Annotated in this window: 15 protein-coding genes; 8 read left to right on the top strand and 7 right to left on the bottom strand. The window is 60.4% G+C overall.

The window, feature by feature from the left end; all coding sequences use genetic code 11:
• The first annotated feature begins 9 nt into the window (after positions 1 to 9).
• Complete coding sequence (locus tag LB559_RS14075; RefSeq protein ID WP_224674304.1) at positions 10 to 1386, top strand: aspartate aminotransferase family protein; 1377 nt, start codon at positions 10 to 12, stop codon at positions 1384 to 1386.
• A 183-nt stretch (positions 1387 to 1569) separates the two neighbouring features.
• Here LB559_RS14075 and LB559_RS14070 read toward each other — a convergent pair whose 3' ends face one another.
• The 7 genes from LB559_RS14070 to LB559_RS14035 form a co-directional block, all read right to left on the bottom strand.
• Positions 1570 to 2046: an Lrp/AsnC family transcriptional regulator gene (locus LB559_RS14070; RefSeq protein WP_064994330.1), complete on the bottom strand. Its 477-nt coding sequence runs from the start codon at positions 2044 to 2046 to the stop codon at positions 1570 to 1572.
• Positions 2047 to 2056: 10 nt separating this feature from the next.
• Entirely contained in the window at positions 2057 to 3130 is a 1074-nt protein-coding gene (locus LB559_RS14065) for a tartrate dehydrogenase (RefSeq protein ID WP_224674303.1), read from the bottom strand.
• A gap of 73 nt (positions 3131 to 3203) precedes the next feature.
• Positions 3204 to 4529, bottom strand: coding sequence for an NAD(P)/FAD-dependent oxidoreductase (locus tag LB559_RS14060; RefSeq protein WP_224674302.1), 1326 nt, complete (start codon positions 4527 to 4529; stop codon positions 3204 to 3206).
• 407 nt (positions 4530 to 4936) lie between these two features.
• Positions 4937 to 5371, bottom strand: a complete 435-nt coding sequence (locus LB559_RS14055) for a hypothetical protein (RefSeq protein ID WP_224674301.1) — start codon at positions 5369 to 5371, stop codon at positions 4937 to 4939.
• A 178-nt stretch (positions 5372 to 5549) separates the two neighbouring features.
• Positions 5550 to 6614, bottom strand: a complete 1065-nt coding sequence (locus LB559_RS33015) for a cupin domain-containing protein (protein ID WP_127370865.1) — start codon at positions 6612 to 6614, stop codon at positions 5550 to 5552.
• Between the two features lie 17 nt (positions 6615 to 6631).
• Positions 6632 to 7624 (bottom strand): 4-hydroxythreonine-4-phosphate dehydrogenase PdxA, encoded by a 993-nt coding sequence (gene pdxA / locus LB559_RS14040; protein WP_128338048.1) that lies wholly within the window; start codon positions 7622 to 7624, stop codon positions 6632 to 6634.
• Positions 7621 to 8673, bottom strand: a complete 1053-nt coding sequence (locus LB559_RS14035) for a four-carbon acid sugar kinase family protein (RefSeq protein ID WP_224674300.1) — start codon at positions 8671 to 8673, stop codon at positions 7621 to 7623. The genes pdxA and LB559_RS14035 overlap by 4 nt, the downstream gene beginning before the upstream one ends.
• 73 nt (positions 8674 to 8746) lie before the next feature.
• On the opposite strand from LB559_RS14035, the gene LB559_RS14030 reads away from it, so the two are divergent.
• The 7 genes from LB559_RS14030 (at position 8747) to LB559_RS14000 (ending at position 17077) form a co-directional block, all read left to right on the top strand.
• Complete coding sequence (locus LB559_RS14030) at positions 8747 to 9211, top strand: LysR family transcriptional regulator (RefSeq protein WP_224674299.1); 465 nt, start codon at positions 8747 to 8749, stop codon at positions 9209 to 9211.
• The gene (locus LB559_RS14025; protein ID WP_224674298.1) at positions 9138 to 9632 is read left to right on the top strand and encodes a LysR substrate-binding domain-containing protein; all 495 of its coding nucleotides are present in this window, start codon (positions 9138 to 9140) and stop codon (positions 9630 to 9632) included. The genes LB559_RS14030 and LB559_RS14025 overlap by 74 nt, the downstream gene beginning before the upstream one ends.
• Before the next feature lie 775 nt (positions 9633 to 10407).
• Positions 10408 to 12072, top strand: a complete 1665-nt coding sequence (locus LB559_RS14020) for an ABC transporter ATP-binding protein (protein WP_224674382.1) — start codon at positions 10408 to 10410, stop codon at positions 12070 to 12072.
• A gap of 23 nt (positions 12073 to 12095) precedes the next feature.
• The gene (locus LB559_RS14015; RefSeq protein ID WP_224674381.1) at positions 12096 to 13766 is read left to right on the top strand and encodes a peptide ABC transporter substrate-binding protein; all 1671 of its coding nucleotides are present in this window, start codon (positions 12096 to 12098) and stop codon (positions 13764 to 13766) included.
• Between the two features lie 78 nt (positions 13767 to 13844).
• Positions 13845 to 14795: an ABC transporter permease gene (locus LB559_RS14010; protein ID WP_127366272.1), complete on the top strand. Its 951-nt coding sequence runs from the start codon at positions 13845 to 13847 to the stop codon at positions 14793 to 14795.
• Between the two features lie 32 nt (positions 14796 to 14827).
• Positions 14828 to 15712 carry an ABC transporter permease gene (locus LB559_RS14005; RefSeq protein ID WP_064994339.1) on the top strand — a complete coding sequence of 295 codons (885 nt, stop codon included), beginning with the start codon at positions 14828 to 14830 and terminating at the stop codon, positions 15710 to 15712.
• 114 nt (positions 15713 to 15826) lie between these two features.
• A complete protein-coding gene (locus LB559_RS14000; RefSeq protein ID WP_263499062.1) occupies positions 15827 to 17077 on the top strand; it encodes an NAD(P)/FAD-dependent oxidoreductase in 1251 nt (416 codons plus the stop codon).
• The last annotated feature ends 54 nt before the right edge of the window (positions 17078 to 17131 follow it).

Genomic DNA, 17131 nt, shown 5'->3' with positions numbered 1-17131 from the left:
GAGGAAGAAATGCTTGCAAACTCCCTGATCGAACTCGACCGTGCGCACCTGGTTCACCCGTTTTCATGCTATCGGAGCCACGAAGAGACGGGTGTGCGCGTGCTCAAATCCGCCAAGGGCGCTACAGTGACCGAGGCAAGCGGGAAAACCTTGCTGGACGGGTTCGCGGGTCTCTGGTGTGTAAACATCGGATACGGGCAGGAAAGCGTCGTCGAGGCAGCGGCCAAGCAGCTAAGAGAGCTTCCTTATGCGACGGGATATTTCGGGCTGGGGTCTGAGCCGGCCATTCGTCTTGCCGCCCGGCTTGCCGAATTGGCGCCTGGCGATCTGAACCATGTCTATTTCACGCTGGGCGGGTCCGACGCGATAGACAGCACCATCCGTTTCATTCGCTATTTTTATCACGCCAAGGGGACGCCGCGAAAAGACCAATTTATCTCGGTCGGGCATGGCTACCATGGATCCTCTACGGTTGGCGCAGGTCTGACCGCGCTGCCGGCTTTCCATGCGGGCTTCGGCGTTCCTTATGACTGGCAGCACAAGATTCCCTCGCACTACGCCTATCGCAATCCGGTCGGTTCCAACCCGCAGGCGATTATCGATGCATCGGTCGCGGCGCTGCGGGCCAAAATCGCTGAGCTCGGCGCCGATCGCATCGCGGCCTTCTACGCTGAACCTATCCAGGGTTCGGGCGGTGTCCTGGTTCCGCCGGCTGGCTGGCTAAAGGCCCTGCATGCCCTATGCAAGGAACACGACATCTTGTTCGTTGCCGACGAGGTCATCACCGCTTTTGGCCGCACCGGTCCCCTTTTCGCCTGTGAGGAGGACGAGGTCGTGCCGGATCTGATGACCACAGCGAAAGGACTGACGTCGGGCTACGTGCCGATGGGCGCCGTCTTCATGACCGACCATGTCTACAATACGATCGCGGACGGAGCCGGCAAAGCGGCTGTCGGCCACGGCTATACCTACTCAGCCCATCCGGTGAGCGCAGCGGTCGGGCTGGAATGCCTGCGTCTCTATGAAGAGGGCTTGCTCGAGAACGGTCGGAAGGCCGGGAAGCGACTGATGAGGGGCCTCCGCTCGCTCGCAGACCACCCGCTGGTTGGCGATATTCGCGGTCGCGGCATGCTGGCTGCGATCGAGCTGGTCACGGACAAGGAGCGCAAAACACCGCTGCCGGCGGCGGCCGATCCGGGGCGCCGCATCTTCGACCGGGCGTGGGGGAACGGCCTTGTCATTCGCGCCTTCAACAGCGGCATACTCGGTTTCGCGCCACCGCTCTGCTGCACGGACGACGACATCGATGGAATCCTCGAACGCACCAGGATGACGCTGGATCAAACCCTCGAAGACAAGGATGTGCGGGAAGCGATGAAGGGATGATCGTCGTCATGGGTGAAGCCACCCGATCCATGCGAGCGGGGCCTGAAGGAAATCCTCAGGTCTTGCCGCATTCCGTCAAGTGCCAAGAAAGTTGCAGTTAGGCGGACTTCCGCCGTAGCACACGGGCAGCGGAAGCGAACGATGGCGCCCGCTTTCCAGTCCCAGACTGCAGGGGTGGCCTTTTCATCTGTCGAAAATGACGTCGAGAGGCAAGTGGGATTTCACGATCGGTGACTTCAACACGACGAAGCTGAAATATTTGTCGATCCCGATATCCAATTCGAGCATGCGCTCCATGATAGTCTGATACTCGCTGATGCCCGCCGTCACGAACTTCACAAGGTAATCGTATCCGCCGGAAATCAGATGGCATTCGATGACGGAATCAACTTTCTGAATGGCGGTGAGAAATCTCGCGAAGTCGTTTTGTTGATGGTGCTTGAGCGTAACCTCGGTGAAGATCGTTAGAGTCTGTCCGAGCTTGGACACGTCGATCTGGGCGGAATAGCCGGTAATGAAGCCTTCCGCCTGAAGCTTCTTCACCCGCATCAGGCAAGGGCTCGGCGAAAGGTTGACCAGGTCGGCAAGCTCGACGTTGGTGACCCGCCCGTTCTTTTGCAGTTGGGATAAGATCTTGATGTCGATCTTGTCGAGTTTCATCGTAAACCTGTCACACGTTCGAACCTCGGATCGTCCGGCAGACGGCGTCCGTCACGTCCTGCGTGGTCGCTGTCCCACCAACGTCCGGCGTCAGCACGCCTTCACTCGTCACTGTTTCCACAGAGCTCATCAACCGGACGGAGGCTGCGCTTTCGCCCAGATGTTCGAGCATCTGGGCAGCGGTCCAGAAGGTGGCGACGGGGTTGGCGATACCCTTGCCGGCAATGTCGAAAGCCGAGCCGTGAATTGGCTCGAACATCGAGGGATAGCGCCGCTCGGGATCAATGTTGGCGGTTGGTGCAACGCCGAGACTGCCCGCCAGCGCGCCTGCAAGGTCCGACAAAATGTCGGCGTGAAGATTGGTGGCGACGATCGTGTCGAGGCTGCGAGGTTTGAGTGTCATGCGCACCGTCATAGCATCAACCAGCATCTTGTCCCACGCGACGTCAGGGAACTCTTGCGCCACCTCGGCTGCGATTTCATCCCACATTACCATGCCGTGACGCTGCGCGTTGGATTTCGTGACAACAGTCAGGAGCTTTCGCGGCCGTGACCGCGCCAGCCGGAATGCATAGCGCATGATGCGGGCGACGCCGACGCGCGTGAAGATCGCGACTTCGGTTCCGACCTCCTCGGGGAGACCGCGGTGGGCGCGGCCGCCGTGGCCGGAATACTCGCCCTCCGAATTCTCCCTCACGATCACCCAATCCAGATCGCCGGGCCCAACGCCCGCCAGCGGCGAAACGATGCCGGGCAAAATCCTGGTCGGCCGCACGTTCGCGTATTGATCAAAGCCTTGGCAGATCGGCAGCCGGAGACCCCAGAGCGTGATGTCGTCGGGCACATCGGGAGCGCCGACAGCACCGAAGAAGATGGCATCGAAGCGCTTCAGTTGCGCCACTCCATCTTCAGGCATCATCCGGCCATTGGCCCTGTAGTAGTCCGATCCCCAGTCGAAGTGCTGGACGCGTAGCTTGAAGTCGCCGCAGCGCTGCTGCAGCGCCTCAAGCGCCTGGAGACCGGCGGCGATCACCTCTGGGCCGATCCCGTCGGCAGGAATGGCGGCAATCTCGTATTCGCGCATCGTCACTTCCCTGTTTGAGCAGTCGCGGCATCAATCTCGTGTGCGATCGATAGTACGTTGGCAAGCCATCTTCTCAGAATTCAGCGACCTTGCCCCATGCAGCGGTCTTCAGGCGTTCGGGCCTATAAGGACGCGGATCGACAACAGGCTCGCTGCCTGTGATGATGTCGGCGATCATATGCCCCGCGCCGGGGCCAATCCCGAACCCGTGACCACTGAATCCCGCCGCCAGGATAAAGCCCGGAATCCCCTCCACTTCGCCGATCGCGGGAATGCCGTCGGGTGTACTGTCGATATAACCCGCCCAGACATCGGAGATCGCCACGCGTTGGAGTTCGGGGATCAATTCGCAGGCTCTTCGATATGTCAGCTGAATTTGTCCCATGTCGGGCTTCGGGTCGAGAATCCGGTTCCGTTCCATCGGCGTAATGTCGTCAAGGCCCCATTTGCGCAGGCTTTCATGTCCTTGACGCCAGCCCTCGAAGGCCCCCGGGGCGAGATTGCGCCAGCGGCGGGCGAACATCGGTAGAAACTCGCGGCTGAACCTGAACTGCTGCGGCGTTGGGTCGACGCGAGCTCGTCCGCTGATCGCCAGCGCGTATCCACCGTTGCTGCGCCGCGTCAGCGAGACGCTCGTGGTATGCAGGGCATCGGGCAGGCCGATTGCGCCTGGCGCTACGGCTAGAATGGACTGACGCACGGCAGCTTGCGGGAAGCGCATGCCAAGCTGGTTGCAGAAGGAAGAAGCCCACGCGCCTCCGGCCATGACCGCGATCTTCGTACGGATGGTTCCCGCTTCCGTCACGACCCCGCTGACCTTGCCGGCGCTCAACTCCAGTCCACGCGCTGCGCAATGCTGATGCAAGGTACCGCCCGCCGCCATGATGCCACGCGCGGCAACCGGCACTGCCGTGGAGGGATCCGCCGTTCCGTCAGTCGGTGAGAAAACCCCGCCCTTCCATTTGCGTCCGGTCGTCTTGCCCTTCTCGGTGGCTTCCTCTGCGCTCAGCACGTGCGTGGTGACTCCGACCGTTTTCGCAAAATCGCGCCACCTTGCCCAGCCCGCCAGCTCATTTTCGTCCTGTGAGAGATACAGAAGCCCGGAGCGGCGAAATCCAGTATCCCCGCCAGTCTCCTGTGCCACCTTCTCCCAGAGATCGAGGCTCTTGGTTGCCATAGGCAACTCGCGCGCATCTCGATTCTGCTGGCGGCACCAGCCCCAGTTTCGGCTTGACTGCTCGGCGGCCACGCGTCCTTTCTCTACCAGGGCGACGCTGACGCCGCGGCGCGCGAGATAATACGCCGTGAACACGCCCACCACGCCGCCGCCGATGACGACGACGTCTGCCTCGCGGGGGAGGGAAGGGCTGCACTCGATGTGCATGAGCGGCGCGGGCATCTGCGGAACTCCGGTAACTTTGAAGCATTCTAGCCCGCGCCGAGAATAGACAGGCTGCGGAGTTGTGTGCCTGGACGGAATATCCTGCCGTTAGCGGCCCTTAGGACATGCAATTGTTGCGTGAAAAGCTCGCTGGCGCCCACCTCTCAGAGGGAAGGTAGCTGAAGCCTAAAGCCATCTCGTGTGGAGGAGCGTCGATTGCGGATGCGGCCTAAAACTCAGCGACCTTGCCAGGGGACATGATGGATCTCGCTCTACGTCAGGCCTGGACGGCTTGGACGACGAAAAACTTCACCACGCGATTTTTACTTTCCCATCCGATCGATGCGCCCTGGGGCACGAAAAGCGCATCTCGGTGCCCGCCGACAGCACGCTGCCATCGGGCGCGGCGAATCGTACACTCGCGGCTAGCAGATGCATGAACTCGTTCTGCGATGCGGGCGAACAACCCGGTGGTATGGGGTCGAATCCCACGTGCCCGCACGGTAATCCGCGCCGTCGCTGGAGAAGACGTTGTCGCTGCGGCATTGCGGGGCCGGGCCAAGCAAAGCCTCGGCCGGTAGCGAAGCAGACGGCTTGAAGTCGGCGTCGGCGCGCAACTGGACAAGGCCGGGCTTCGTCGGTTTGTCGCAAGCGGCCGCGCAGAACGAAAACCGCACGCCTGATTCAGTCTGGATGCGAAGCGTGGTGCCGCATCCGATGACAGCACCCGCTTGCGGACCGAGCACCAGCGGGGCCGCGCCGACCACCGTCAGGATCAGCTCTCCTTCCACCACGACGATGGTTTCGATGTGGGGGAAGCTTGCGACTTCGAGCTCGCCAACAAAGCTGGTTCGGCCCACGATATCGAGTCCGGCCCTTCCCAGGCGATTTCGCGATGCCCACAAAGGGATCATCCGAGCCGGACGCTGTCCTGCGGAAAGGGGTTGCAACGGGTGCGCCGTCGGCGCGATGCAGCACAATAGCCACGGTCATGATTGCTCCTGCGCGTCTGAAAACCTAGCAGTCGGTACCGTCCTGCTAAGCAGTCAACTGGGATCGATCAGAATGAGCGAGATCAGTTACCGGGGGTGGGTAGCAGGGTAGGGCGGTTGACGTTGCCACCAACACTTCACATCCTTCCTCGCCCAAGGCCACCGCACTGTGCTCAACGCCATATGGGACGACGATGAACTCTCCGGGTTCGATAATTTCTTCACGGTCACGAAATTGCATGAGCAGCCGTCCCCGGTGAACGAAGAACAGCTGATCGTCGTGCTGTCGAAATGACCAACTGGAGGCGCCATTGAACATGGCGACCTTGAATTGCATGGCGTTGACACGCCCCTCGACTTTAGGCTTCCAAGGCGCGCGCAGCCCGGCAAACTCAATTGACAAATTCTTCTTGTGAATTGGCGAAAGGTGCTTGTTCAGGGCAGCCACATCGCGAATGATTGCGGTGAGTTGGCTTGGTAGGTCATTCCCATTGGCCGGGTATCTGCCATCCAAAGCTGCGGTCCCAATCGTAAACCCAGCTGCGCCGGCGCCTTGGACGACTGCAATTCGTTCTGGGGTGTCGATCGAACCCGCAACATAGACAGGCTTGGCGACTGCAGCGCAGACGGCCTTCATCAACTCGGGGACGTTCTCCGCCGATCGGTATGCCAGCAGGTCCAGGCCATGCACTCCATCGTGCCCTGCAATCGCTTTGGCACTTTCGACAATTTCGTCGATGGCGCCTTCAAGCACGCTCGGATGACCGGCGATCCGACCCGGAAACGGGAAGTACTGGATGCCGGTGTCCTTGATGATAGGCAGCACGTCGTCTACCCGCGTGCCACCAAGAAGAACATCGACGCCGATTTCGGCAGCTGCCTTTGCCGAAGCAATTTCGCTTTCGCGGTCCAGTGACACGACTTCCAGGTAGGAGGTTGCACCGCCCGTCCTGATGGCCGCATTGAGGTCTTTCAGCTGCTCGATCGGCAAGCCGATATCCTTGAACCCGATGTGCCGCACGCCGAGGCTGAGCGCGGTTTGAAGTTGCTGGGCCGCGTCCGAAACCGTTCGGTCGTTGCGCGTGAGCATGAAGATGAAGCGTAACCCCATTGGTGTGGTTCCTTTCTCTAGTTCGTCTTGGTTTGTGCCGCCACGAGGCGCTTGGCGTAGGCAAGTGCTGTTTCCAAGCTGGCGTGGTCTGCAATTCCACGGCCCGCGATGTCGAACGCCGTGCCGTGATCTGGGCTGGTGCGGACGAACGGCAGGCCAAGCGTGATGTTCACGCCTTTTTCCAACCCGAGATACTTCACAGGGATCAGACCCTGATCGTGGTATTGTGCGACCACAACATCGAATCGACCTTGACGAGCTTGCATGAAGACAGTGTCGCCAGGATAAGGGCCAGTGGCATCGATGCCCTCGGCTCGGGCCGCGTCGATTGCCGGTCGTATGATCCGGATTTCCTCGTCCCCGAAGAGGCCACCTTCACCTGCGTGCGGATTGAGACCCGCTACGGCGACACGCGGGGTCGCGAAGCCGAGAGCTTTTCCACCCTCATGGGCAAGCCGGATGGCGGATAGCTGAGCGTCGAAATCGCCCTGTTCGATCGCCTTGCTCAGCGACGTGTGGATGGTGACGAGCACCGTGCGGATGTCATCGTTGGCAAGCATCATCGCCACGCGCTTGGCGCCGCCGTAGTCGGCCAGAATTTCGGTATGGCCGGGGTAGCGGATTCCCGCGCTGGCCATCGCCTCTTTATTGATCGGCGCCGTGACGATGCCGCTCACATCTCCGGACTTCGCTGCGGCTATCGCCGCAACGATGGCGTCGAAGGCCGCCTGCCCGGAGATCGTGCTGATACGGCCGATTGGAGGAGGCTCGGTAATCCGCGAGGTTTCGATGACTTCAATTCGGCGTGGCTCGAATTGGGCCGCATTGGCAGCGTTGATGCGTCGCACCTCGACGTTCAGCCCGAGCCGCCGCACGGTGTCTTGCATGACAACATAGCTACCGAACACGACGACGCGTTCGCCGCCCTTCGCAAGCACCTTCGCCACGATCTCCGGCCCAATGCCGGAGGCGTCGCCCATCGTGAGAGCAAGTGGGAGAATGTTCTTCATTGGGTGGCTCCACGTATCCGCGCGACGGCGCGCGTCACCGCATCGTCACTGCCAAAGCCACCGGCCTTCATAGCGAGCAAGAGCGAGCGCCCATCGCCAAGCCTGGCGAGACCAAGCGGGAATCCGGGATCGAGTTCTTGCAGGATATCAAACTCACGGACCTTGAGAAGGTCCAGGATCGCTTCCATCGTGTCGCCGCCGGTGGCGATCAAAGCGCCGAAGCGTGGGCTTTGAAGCTCTCGCGCTGCGTCTTGTGCGATACGGCGCAGCACTGCTGCCGAGTCCCACTCGCGCGTCCTTGGTCCGCGCAGCAGCATGACGCCGCGGACCTTCTGGAGTTGACCTGCCTGCCGCTGACTGCGCAGATTTGCGCTCCCAATGACGACCAAGACATCGCTACTGATGCCATCGAGCAATGGCGGTAGGGTCTTCGCCGGCACAAAACGCCGCGATAGCGCTGCAGCCATTCCAGGAGAACCAACCCAAAGGATCGACGCTGGATCCTCGATGGAAGCAATCTGCGAGTCGAGTTCTTCCTGCGTTTCTGCATCAAGCAGCGTGACATTCTTGATGCAGCTCGGCACCAGGTCGACTAGCGCGGAATGCCGCGCGGGATGCACAGGGTCATGGCCATACGAACTTTCCGAGACCGGAATGCCGTCGACAAGCTGAATGCCCCTCACTGTCGTACGACCGGCCTGCGGGAACGCCGGTGCAAACACCAGTGCTTTGCGGCCGCTCGCCGCAAAGCATGCTTCAAGCTCCGCCGTTATGTGACCGCGAAGTGTGGAGTCCACCGTTTTATAGAGCACGGTACGGCTGGCAAGTCGGGCGGTCAATCGAGCGACCGCCTCGAACGCTTGCGACGGAGTAGCAGACCGCGAACCGCTATCGACTGCAATCATCGCTGCCGCTTCCGCTTGGCGCGGAAGCTGGCCTCTGCCGATTGACGCAGTCAAGCCACGGGCGACGAAAGGTGGTGCACCATCTGCCGCGCTGGTGAGGTCATCGGCGAGGACCGCTATACTGGGTTGATGATTGGTGCGCATGCATCAACTAACAAAACCTCACTAAATATGAATAGCGATAGTTTCTGACGAAATCGGTGATATATTATCACTGATGGATCGCTCGGACATACCGTCGCTCGACGACCTGAGAGCGTTCGAAGCAACAGCGCGGCTGGGCTCGGTCCGGCTTGCAGCAGACTCGCTTGCGCTCACGCACGGCGCCGTCAGTCGCCGTATCACCAAACTCGCCAATGACATCGGGGTCAGGTTGTTTGAGAAGAATGGGCGAGGGCTGCGGCTCACCCCTGCCGGCGAGACACTCAACCTCACCCTCGGCAGGTTCTTCGGTGAGTTGGCCGCCACAGTTCAACTGCGTGCTGCCAATGCCGGGAAGAGTGCCCTGGTGCTCTCCTGCGAGCCTTCAATTGCCATGCGTTGGCTCATTCCGCGGCTGGGGGCGCTTCAAGTGGCGCATCCGAACATGGCCCTCCACCTCTCGGTAGGTGGAGGGCTGGTGGACTTTCGTAAGAAACAGGTCGAATCTCGCTATTCGACGGCTGGACTTCGCTGTGCCTGAGACGTGGAACGTCCGGCCCCTTTTTTCCGAAAAGGTTGGGCCTGTCATGAGGCCGGAACTTGTGGCAGAGTTCGAACATGGCGACTATCTCGCTCTCGGGTCGAAGACCCGACCTGACGCCTGGGCGCAATGGCTGAAGACCCATCCGTCGGCGCGTCGACCCACAGAAATCCGGTACTTCGACAATCACGCGCTGATCGTCGAGGCTGCGTCTGCAGGCCTTGGCGTAGCCCTCAGTCCGCTCGTACTTGCGATTGACGACGTGGAACGAGGAAGCCTGGCGGCCCCTGCTGGCTTTGACCCTGACGGCAGTCAATATGGGTTGATATGGTTGGGCTCGAGTGAACTGGAAGGTATGGAGTTTGAACTCGCAGAGTGGCTTCATGCGCAGTTCAGCCGCCTGGGACCAAATCGCCTTTGAAAGGAGCGCTCTGGGAGCTTCGCCCAGTTGAGCGGGCCCGACCCCGGCGTCGAAAAAGCAGCACTGATGGGCAGGGTAGAGACCTCGATAAGCGGCCCTCTTTGCCGTGCTTGGTTCCACACTGCTTTTGTATGCATCCTATGAGCTTCGTGCACCGGACGCCGGTTATTACCTACGCACTGTCAATGCCTGGGCGGGCGGCAGTCTACTTCAAATGAGGAAACTTCCGCCGCGGCGGATCCTTCAAATTTCCTGGGGCAATGCCTCGCGGAAGCTCTTCTCAGTCGAGTCTTTGATAGGCCGCCCAAAATGCCGTGCTCGCCTTGGACATTAGACTCTCGGCCATGCCGCGCAGATTGAGGGGCTTGCGCTATCATCATCAGGCCAAACAGAGTGAAATGCCAACTGGGGCGTTCTTTTCAGAAGTTCCTGCCGCCGGAGTGCCAAATTTCGAAGACTCTGCGGAAAAAGAACAGTCAAACTGGCTGCAAGAACGGGGCACCCTTCCTTACGGCAGGCAAGCTCCAGAGGACCTCCGACAGGCAGAGTTGCCCGTTTGGAGCGTTCTCCAGGAAAAGGGAACAATGTCCGGTACGGGGATCGGACTACATAAGGGAGCCGCCAGGATGAGTAGAATCCGTCTCTCGCAGCCTCAGAGCGCGAAGCGCCTAAATGGCAAGGCTACGGCTGCTACGGTGACGCGTTGCAGCTCAAGGGGCGATGTTGCGGTCGGCAACAGGGTGGATCCGCTTCGATGGAATGGGAGGTGATCCAGATGGTCGCAAGCATCCAGGCTGTAGCCGCTCACGATGTGGCGCTTTCGGTGCGCGACCTCACGGTGAATTTGCCGAAAGGCATGGAACGAACCTATGCGGTCGAGAACATTTCCTTCGATCTGAAACGCGGCCAGATCCTCTGCATCATAGGCGAGTCCGGATCAGGCAAGTCGGTCACGGCGAACGCGATCATGGGGCTCCTGCCCAAGGTGATCCGCGTCTCATCGGGTTCAATACAGTTGGAGGGGATGAACATCATCGGCATGTCGCCCGACAAGCTGCGCAACCTGCGTGGGCGGGTCGTGTCGATGATCTTCCAGGATCCGCTCTCGGCGCTCAATCCCTTGATGACCGTGGGCGCACAGATTGACGAGGTCATGGCCGCGCATGGATACGGTACGCCAAAAACCTGCCGCGACCGCGCCATCGAGTTGCTCACCGAAGTGGGCCTCCCAGATCCCGAACTCATGTATCACCAGTACCCTTTCCGGCTTTCGGGCGGGCAGCGGCAGCGCGTCATGATTGCCATGGCCCTGGCGCTCGAGCCGACGGTGCTGATCGCCGATGAGCCAACCACTGCGCTCGACGTGACCACCCAGGCACAGATCCTGGAGCTGATCCGCGACATTCAGCGCCGCAAGGGGATGAGCGTAATGTTTATCACCCACGATTTCGGCGTGGTGGCGGAGATCGCCGACAGCGTCGTGGTGATGGAAAAGGGGCACATCGTCGAACAGGGCAGCGCCGAGCAGGTGCTGAAGTCGCCCAAGCATCCTTATACCCAACGCCTGATCGCGGCCGTACCGCATCTGACCGGTGAAGATCGCTCTCGTGCGGAGTCCGACAGCAAGCAGCCGATCCTGAAGGTCGAGGGTCTGGTTAAAACCTATCGTGGCGGCGGCGCGCTGTTTGGCGCCCAGCGGATAGTGAAAGCGGTGAACGAGGTTTCGTTCGAACTGGCGCCAGGCCGAACGCTTGGGGTCGTAGGCGAGAGCGGTTCAGGAAAATCCTCGCTGGGCCGGCTTCTCATCAAATTGCTGGACAGCGACGGCGGCGAGATTTTGTTCGAGGGGTCCGATATAGCCAAGCTTTCCGAAGCGAAGTTCCGCCCGCTCAGACCACGGATCCAGATGATCTTTCAGGATCCCTTTGCGTCCCTGAACCCACGCTCAACGGTCGGTCACATCATCACGGTAGGCCCGGTGGCACACGGGACGCCTTTTGCCCAGGCGCGCGAAGAAGCGCGTACGCTTCTGGCCCATGTCGGTCTCGATGCCGGCGCCTTCGACCGCTATCCGCACGAGTTTTCTGGTGGGCAACGCCAGCGAATCGGGATCGCTCGGGCTTTGATGTTCAAGCCGAAGCTGTTGATTGCTGACGAGGCGGTCTCCGCGCTCGACGTGTCGATCCAGGCGCAGATCCTGCAGCTTCTGGACCAGATCCAGCGAGAGACCGGCGTGTCGATGGTCTTCATCACGCACGATTTGCGTGTCGCCAGCCAGATCTGCGACGAAATCGCTGTGATGCAGAAAGGCCGGATCGTCGAGCGCGGACCGCCCTCGCAGATATTCCTGAACCCGCAAGCGGCCTACACGCGCCAACTCGTGGCGGCAATTCCAGGAGAGAGGCCGGGCAATGCCCGTCCAATTGCAGCAAACGCATGAAAAATAACAAGAGAGGAACTACGATGACCAAAAATTCAACGACTACATCCAACTATTCGAGGCGCCAGGCGCTGCGACTGATGGCGCTAGGTGGAGCTGCAGGCTTGATCGCGCCCAATCTGCTGGGCAAGTCGGCTTTCGCCAAGACCCCTGCCGCGGGTCCGGCCGGTCGCGTCGTCGTCGGTCTTTCACAAGAGCCAACGGTCTTCAATCCGTTGATGGCGCATATCGAAGTCGATGACGCGGTCCATTTCTCGGTTTTCGATGCGTTGGTCAGGATGGATGCTGAAGGCGTCCTCCAGCCGAATCTCGCAGCCGAGGTGCCAAGCCAGAAAAACGGCGGCATTTCGGAGGACGGCCTCAACTGGCGCATCCAGTTGCGTGACAATGTCCGCTGGCACGACGGTGAGCCCTTCACGGCCGAGGACGTGAAATTCACCCTGGAGCTCATCACGAACCCGAAGTTTCGCGCCTGGCGTACAAGCGGCCATTCGCTCGTTCAGGACATCACGGTGGTTTCGCCCACCGAGATCACTTGGCGGATGAAGGAGGCTTTTGCGCCCTATCTGTCGTTCCTGGCCGAAACCTTCATGGTGCCCAAGCACATTCTGGGGAAAGATGTCGATCCTAATACAGCGGCTTTCAACCAGGCGCCGATCGGCACCGGCGCGTTCAAGTGGAGCCAGCGGGTAGCGGGCGACCATATCGAGCTCGTCGCCAACCCGGAGTATACCGGCGAGGGTCCGTATATCGAGCAGCTCATCTTCAAATACATTCCCGATATGACGGTGCTCTATACGCAGTTCAAGAGCGGTGACGTCGACCTGGTCGATCAATCGTACATTACGGCCGACCATTATGCTGAAGCCCGCGAATTGCCAGACCGCGTGGTGACACTGGAGACCGGCGCATCCGTGGAGTCGATATACCTCAATCTGGGGCGCCCGCAGTTCAAGGATCTGGCAGTGCGCCAGGCGCTCTACGCCGCCATGGACAGGAAAGCGATCGTCGACACGATTTACTACGGCGTGGGCACTCCCACCGAGACGTTCATGCCGAAGGAGTCCTATTACTACAATCCGAACCTGCCCGCGCAGGAATTCAATCTGGACCGCGCGCGCCAGATTCTGGATGAGGCCGGCTGGGCGCCAGGCCCAGATGGAATCCGCGCCAAGGATGGAGTGCGACTGTCCTTTGCGAATTCGACAACATCAGGCAACAACCTGCGCGAGCAGACGCAGCAGTTCTTGCAGCAGACGTTTGCCGAGATCGGCGTCGAGATGACGATCTCGAACTTGCCGGCTGCGGTCATGTGGGGCGAATTCTGGCTGAAGTCGCAGTTCGATACCGCCATGGTGGGCGTCACCTATCTGATTGCCGCGGACCCCGACGCCACAAACCGCCTCCATACGAAGGCAATCGCCGCTCAAGGCGGACACGGTTCGAACACCGGACAATATTCCAACCCCGAAGTCGATGCCCTGCTTGAAAAGGGTGCTCGCAGCTTCGATCAGGAAGAGCGGCGCGGGATCTATAATCACGTACAGGAAGTGGTGCGCCATGATCTGCCCTTCCTGCCGCTGTTAGCGATCACAAACGTGCTCGGACGCAAGGCAGGGTTGGACGGTTTCAAGCCCAATGCCAACACGCGCACCGCGTCGTGGCATGCCGCAGATTGGCGCTGGAAGGCCTGATCCATCCTATTGCCGCCGCCGGATTGCACTGCGGCGGCGGCAACAGACTAAGTCGCCAACCCACAACGGAGGACTCGAATGCGCGGCTTCCTGCTCAATCGCCTTTCGCAGAGCCTGATACTGCTTGTGATCGTTTCGATCATCGGCTTCGGGATTCTGAACCTCCTTCCTGGCGGCCCGCTGGCGCAATTCGGACTCGATCCCGGAATGACCCAGCAGGATATCGAGCGCCTCAAGGGGCTGCTGGGCCTCGATCGACCCATATGGATCCAATATCTGGACTGGGCTTGGCGGCTGGTGCAGGGCGACTGGGGTCACTCCTTCCGCGACGGAGCGCCGGTATTGCAGATCATTGGCAGCCATCTCTTGGCGACGCTGCTGCTGATGGGATCCTCAACCGCGATTGCGATCTCTCTTGGCGCCTGGATTGGAATTCGGGGCGCCACGCGCCGCTACTCGTTATTCGACTATCTCGCAACTGTCGGTGCCATGGTTGCATTGTCGGTACCTACCTTCTGGTTCGGCCTCGTCGGCATCTACATTTTTACCTTGAAGTTAGGCTGGCTGCCCGCGGGCAATATGTCCGAGATCGGCGATAGTTCGATCCTGGGCTATCTCCATCATTTGATCCTGCCAAGTATCGTGCTGTCGCTGGTCCATGTCGCTATCTGGAGCCGCTACATGCGGACGGCTACTCTCGACGCCATCAGCCAGGACTTCGTCAAGACGGCTCGGGCCAAGGGGTTGAGTGAACGCCGGATTTTGATGAAGCATGTCGTCGGCAACGCCCTTTTGCCGATGATTACCCTGGCGGGGATGCAGCTTCCCAGCGTCCTGACCGGTGCGCTGGTGACCGAAACTGTCTTTACCTGGCCAGGAATGGGACGTTTGTTCCTCGATAGCCTTGGTTACAGCGACTATCCGGTTGTTATGGGGCTGCTGATGTTCTCGGCTATCCTCGTTCTGCTTGGAAACCTGATCGCCGACATTGTCGTCGCTATTGTCGACCCGCGCATTCGTCTGGCTTGAGCGCGCAATTTTCCCGACAGGAGACAGCCGATATGACCGCCCTCACGGCAAATACAAATGCAGCTCCAAGCCGCTGGACAAACAACCGCGCGGCGCTTCGTTTCATGCGGCATCGCCTGGCGCTGCTCGGCTTGGCGATGATCGTCTTTCTGTGTCTCGCTTGCGTCGTCGGCCCCCATCTCCTGCCTTATGACTCACTGTATATCGATCTGCGGGCCCGCTTTGCTCCTCCGCTTACGGGCCACCACTTTCTGGGCACTGATCCGCTCGGCCGCGACCTGGCGGCAAGGCTCTTGATGGCGGGACGAATCTCGTTGCTGGTGGGCTTCTTCGCCATGCTGTTGTCGACGCTAGTAGGCACGCTCGTCGGGGTAATTGCTGGATACCGCGGCGGCTGGATAGGAGCCTCGCTGATGCGCATGGTAGATGGCTTTCTGGCCTTCCCGTCTATCTTCCTTGTGCTGGCCCTTGCCGCAGCCCTGAAACCCAGCCCGATAATGATTACCGTCGTCATCGCTGCGACCAGCTGGATGGAAGTAGCCCGAATTGTGGAGGCCGAGGTCCGCTCTCTTCGCGAGCGCGAATTCGTCCAGGCCGGGCGAATGCTGGGGCTGAGCGGCACACATATCATGTTTCGGGAGATCCTTCCCAACGCCATCGGTCCAATTATCGTTGCTTCGACCTTGACGGTTGCGCGCGCCATTCTCATGGAGGCCTATATCAGCTTCCTCGGCTACGGGATCCAGCCGCCACTACCGAGCTGGGGCAACATGCTCAATGGCGCCCAGCAATATCTGGGCAGCGCACCATGGCTGGCAATCATTCCCGGAGCTGCCATCACCATCGCGGTGACCAGTTTCAATTTCATCGGCGACGGACTGCGTGACGCGCTGGACGTGCGAGATGACCATATTTGAAGTGCCGCGAGCGATACATTCCTAAACACCGGAACACCAAGAGAAGTCAGTCACGTGCAAGAGCCCGAAATCGCCGAAAAGAACACGCCCTACTGGTGGGAAGCGGCGCCCGTCATGCCGCTGCCGCGGCAGCCGCTGGCAAAGAAGCTCGACGCGGTGATTGTCGGCGCCGGCTATGCCGGGCTTTCGGCCGGGCTTGCGCTGGCGCGCGAGGGGCGCTCGGTTGCCGCTTTCGATGCGATGCATCCGGGCGAGGGTGCTTCCACGCGCAATGGCGGGATTACGAGCGGGAGCATCCGGCCGGATGCTGCCACAATCACCAGGCGTTTCGGTGAAGAGAAGGCCATGGCGATCGAGGCCGAGGGCAAGATCGCGCGCGAATTCCTCTACGACTTCATCAAGACCGAAGGGCTCGACTGCGACTTCCGCCTGGTCGGCCAGTTCAAAGGCGCTTTCGGCTATGAACAGTATGAGAAGATGGCGCGCGGCGCCGAGAGGCTGGCGAAGAAACTGGGGATCGAGTCTTACGCCGTTCCGCATGCCGAGCAGCGGAACTATATCGGCACCGATTTCTACCGCGGCGGAACCGTTCGGACGGACATTGGCGGGCTGCACCCCGCAAAGTTCCACGCTGAACTCCTGCGGGTGGCGCTCGCATCCGGATTGACGGTTCATTCGCACACGGCGGTCAAGTCGATCGAGAGGAATGGTTCGGGCTTTCGCGTGGTGACTTCCGCTGGGACGGTGGATGCGCGGCAGGTTCTGGTCTGTACCAACGGTTACACCGACGGCGCCGCACCCTTCTTGCGCCGCCGGCTGGTTCCGGTCCGCAGCCGGATCATCGTGACCGAGGAATTAGCGCCCGATGTCATGGCACGACTGATGCCGAAGCTGATGACGATCACCGAGAGCCGGCAACTCGGTTTCTATTATCGTCCCTCGCCTGACGGAAAACGCATTCTGCTGGGGGGGCGCGACAGTTCTCGTGTCGGCGATCCGATTGCCCCGAAACTTCTCCTGCGCAAGGGCCTGGTGAACCTCTTCCCGGAGTTGGAGAACGTTCGCCTTTCGCATTGCTGGTTTGGCAACGTAGCGATGAACCGCGACATGCTGCCCCGCGTCTTCGAGAAGGATGGTATGGTCTATGCCACCGGCTTCTGCGGCTCGGGCGTGGTCTGGGCGCCATGGATCGGTATGCGTGCGGCCCACAAGCTGATGGGGCATGGCGAGCAGTCGCGCACGGCGTTCGACTTTCGACCGCCTTCCGCCATCCCGCTCTATCGCGGCAATCCGTGGTTCATGCCGGCGATTATCCAGGGCTATCGGTTGCAGGACCGTATCGCCTTCTGGCGCGCCAGCCGCTGATCGCCGACGGTGACGGCCTTTTGACCATTCGTCGCTGCGGCCCAGATGGAGGCA

Source organism: Mesorhizobium sp. BR1-1-3, from assembly GCF_020165455.1.
GTDB classification, from domain to species: Bacteria; Pseudomonadota; Alphaproteobacteria; order Rhizobiales; family Rhizobiaceae; genus Mesorhizobium; species Mesorhizobium ciceri.
This window is presented reverse-complemented; position numbering and strand designations above follow the sequence as displayed.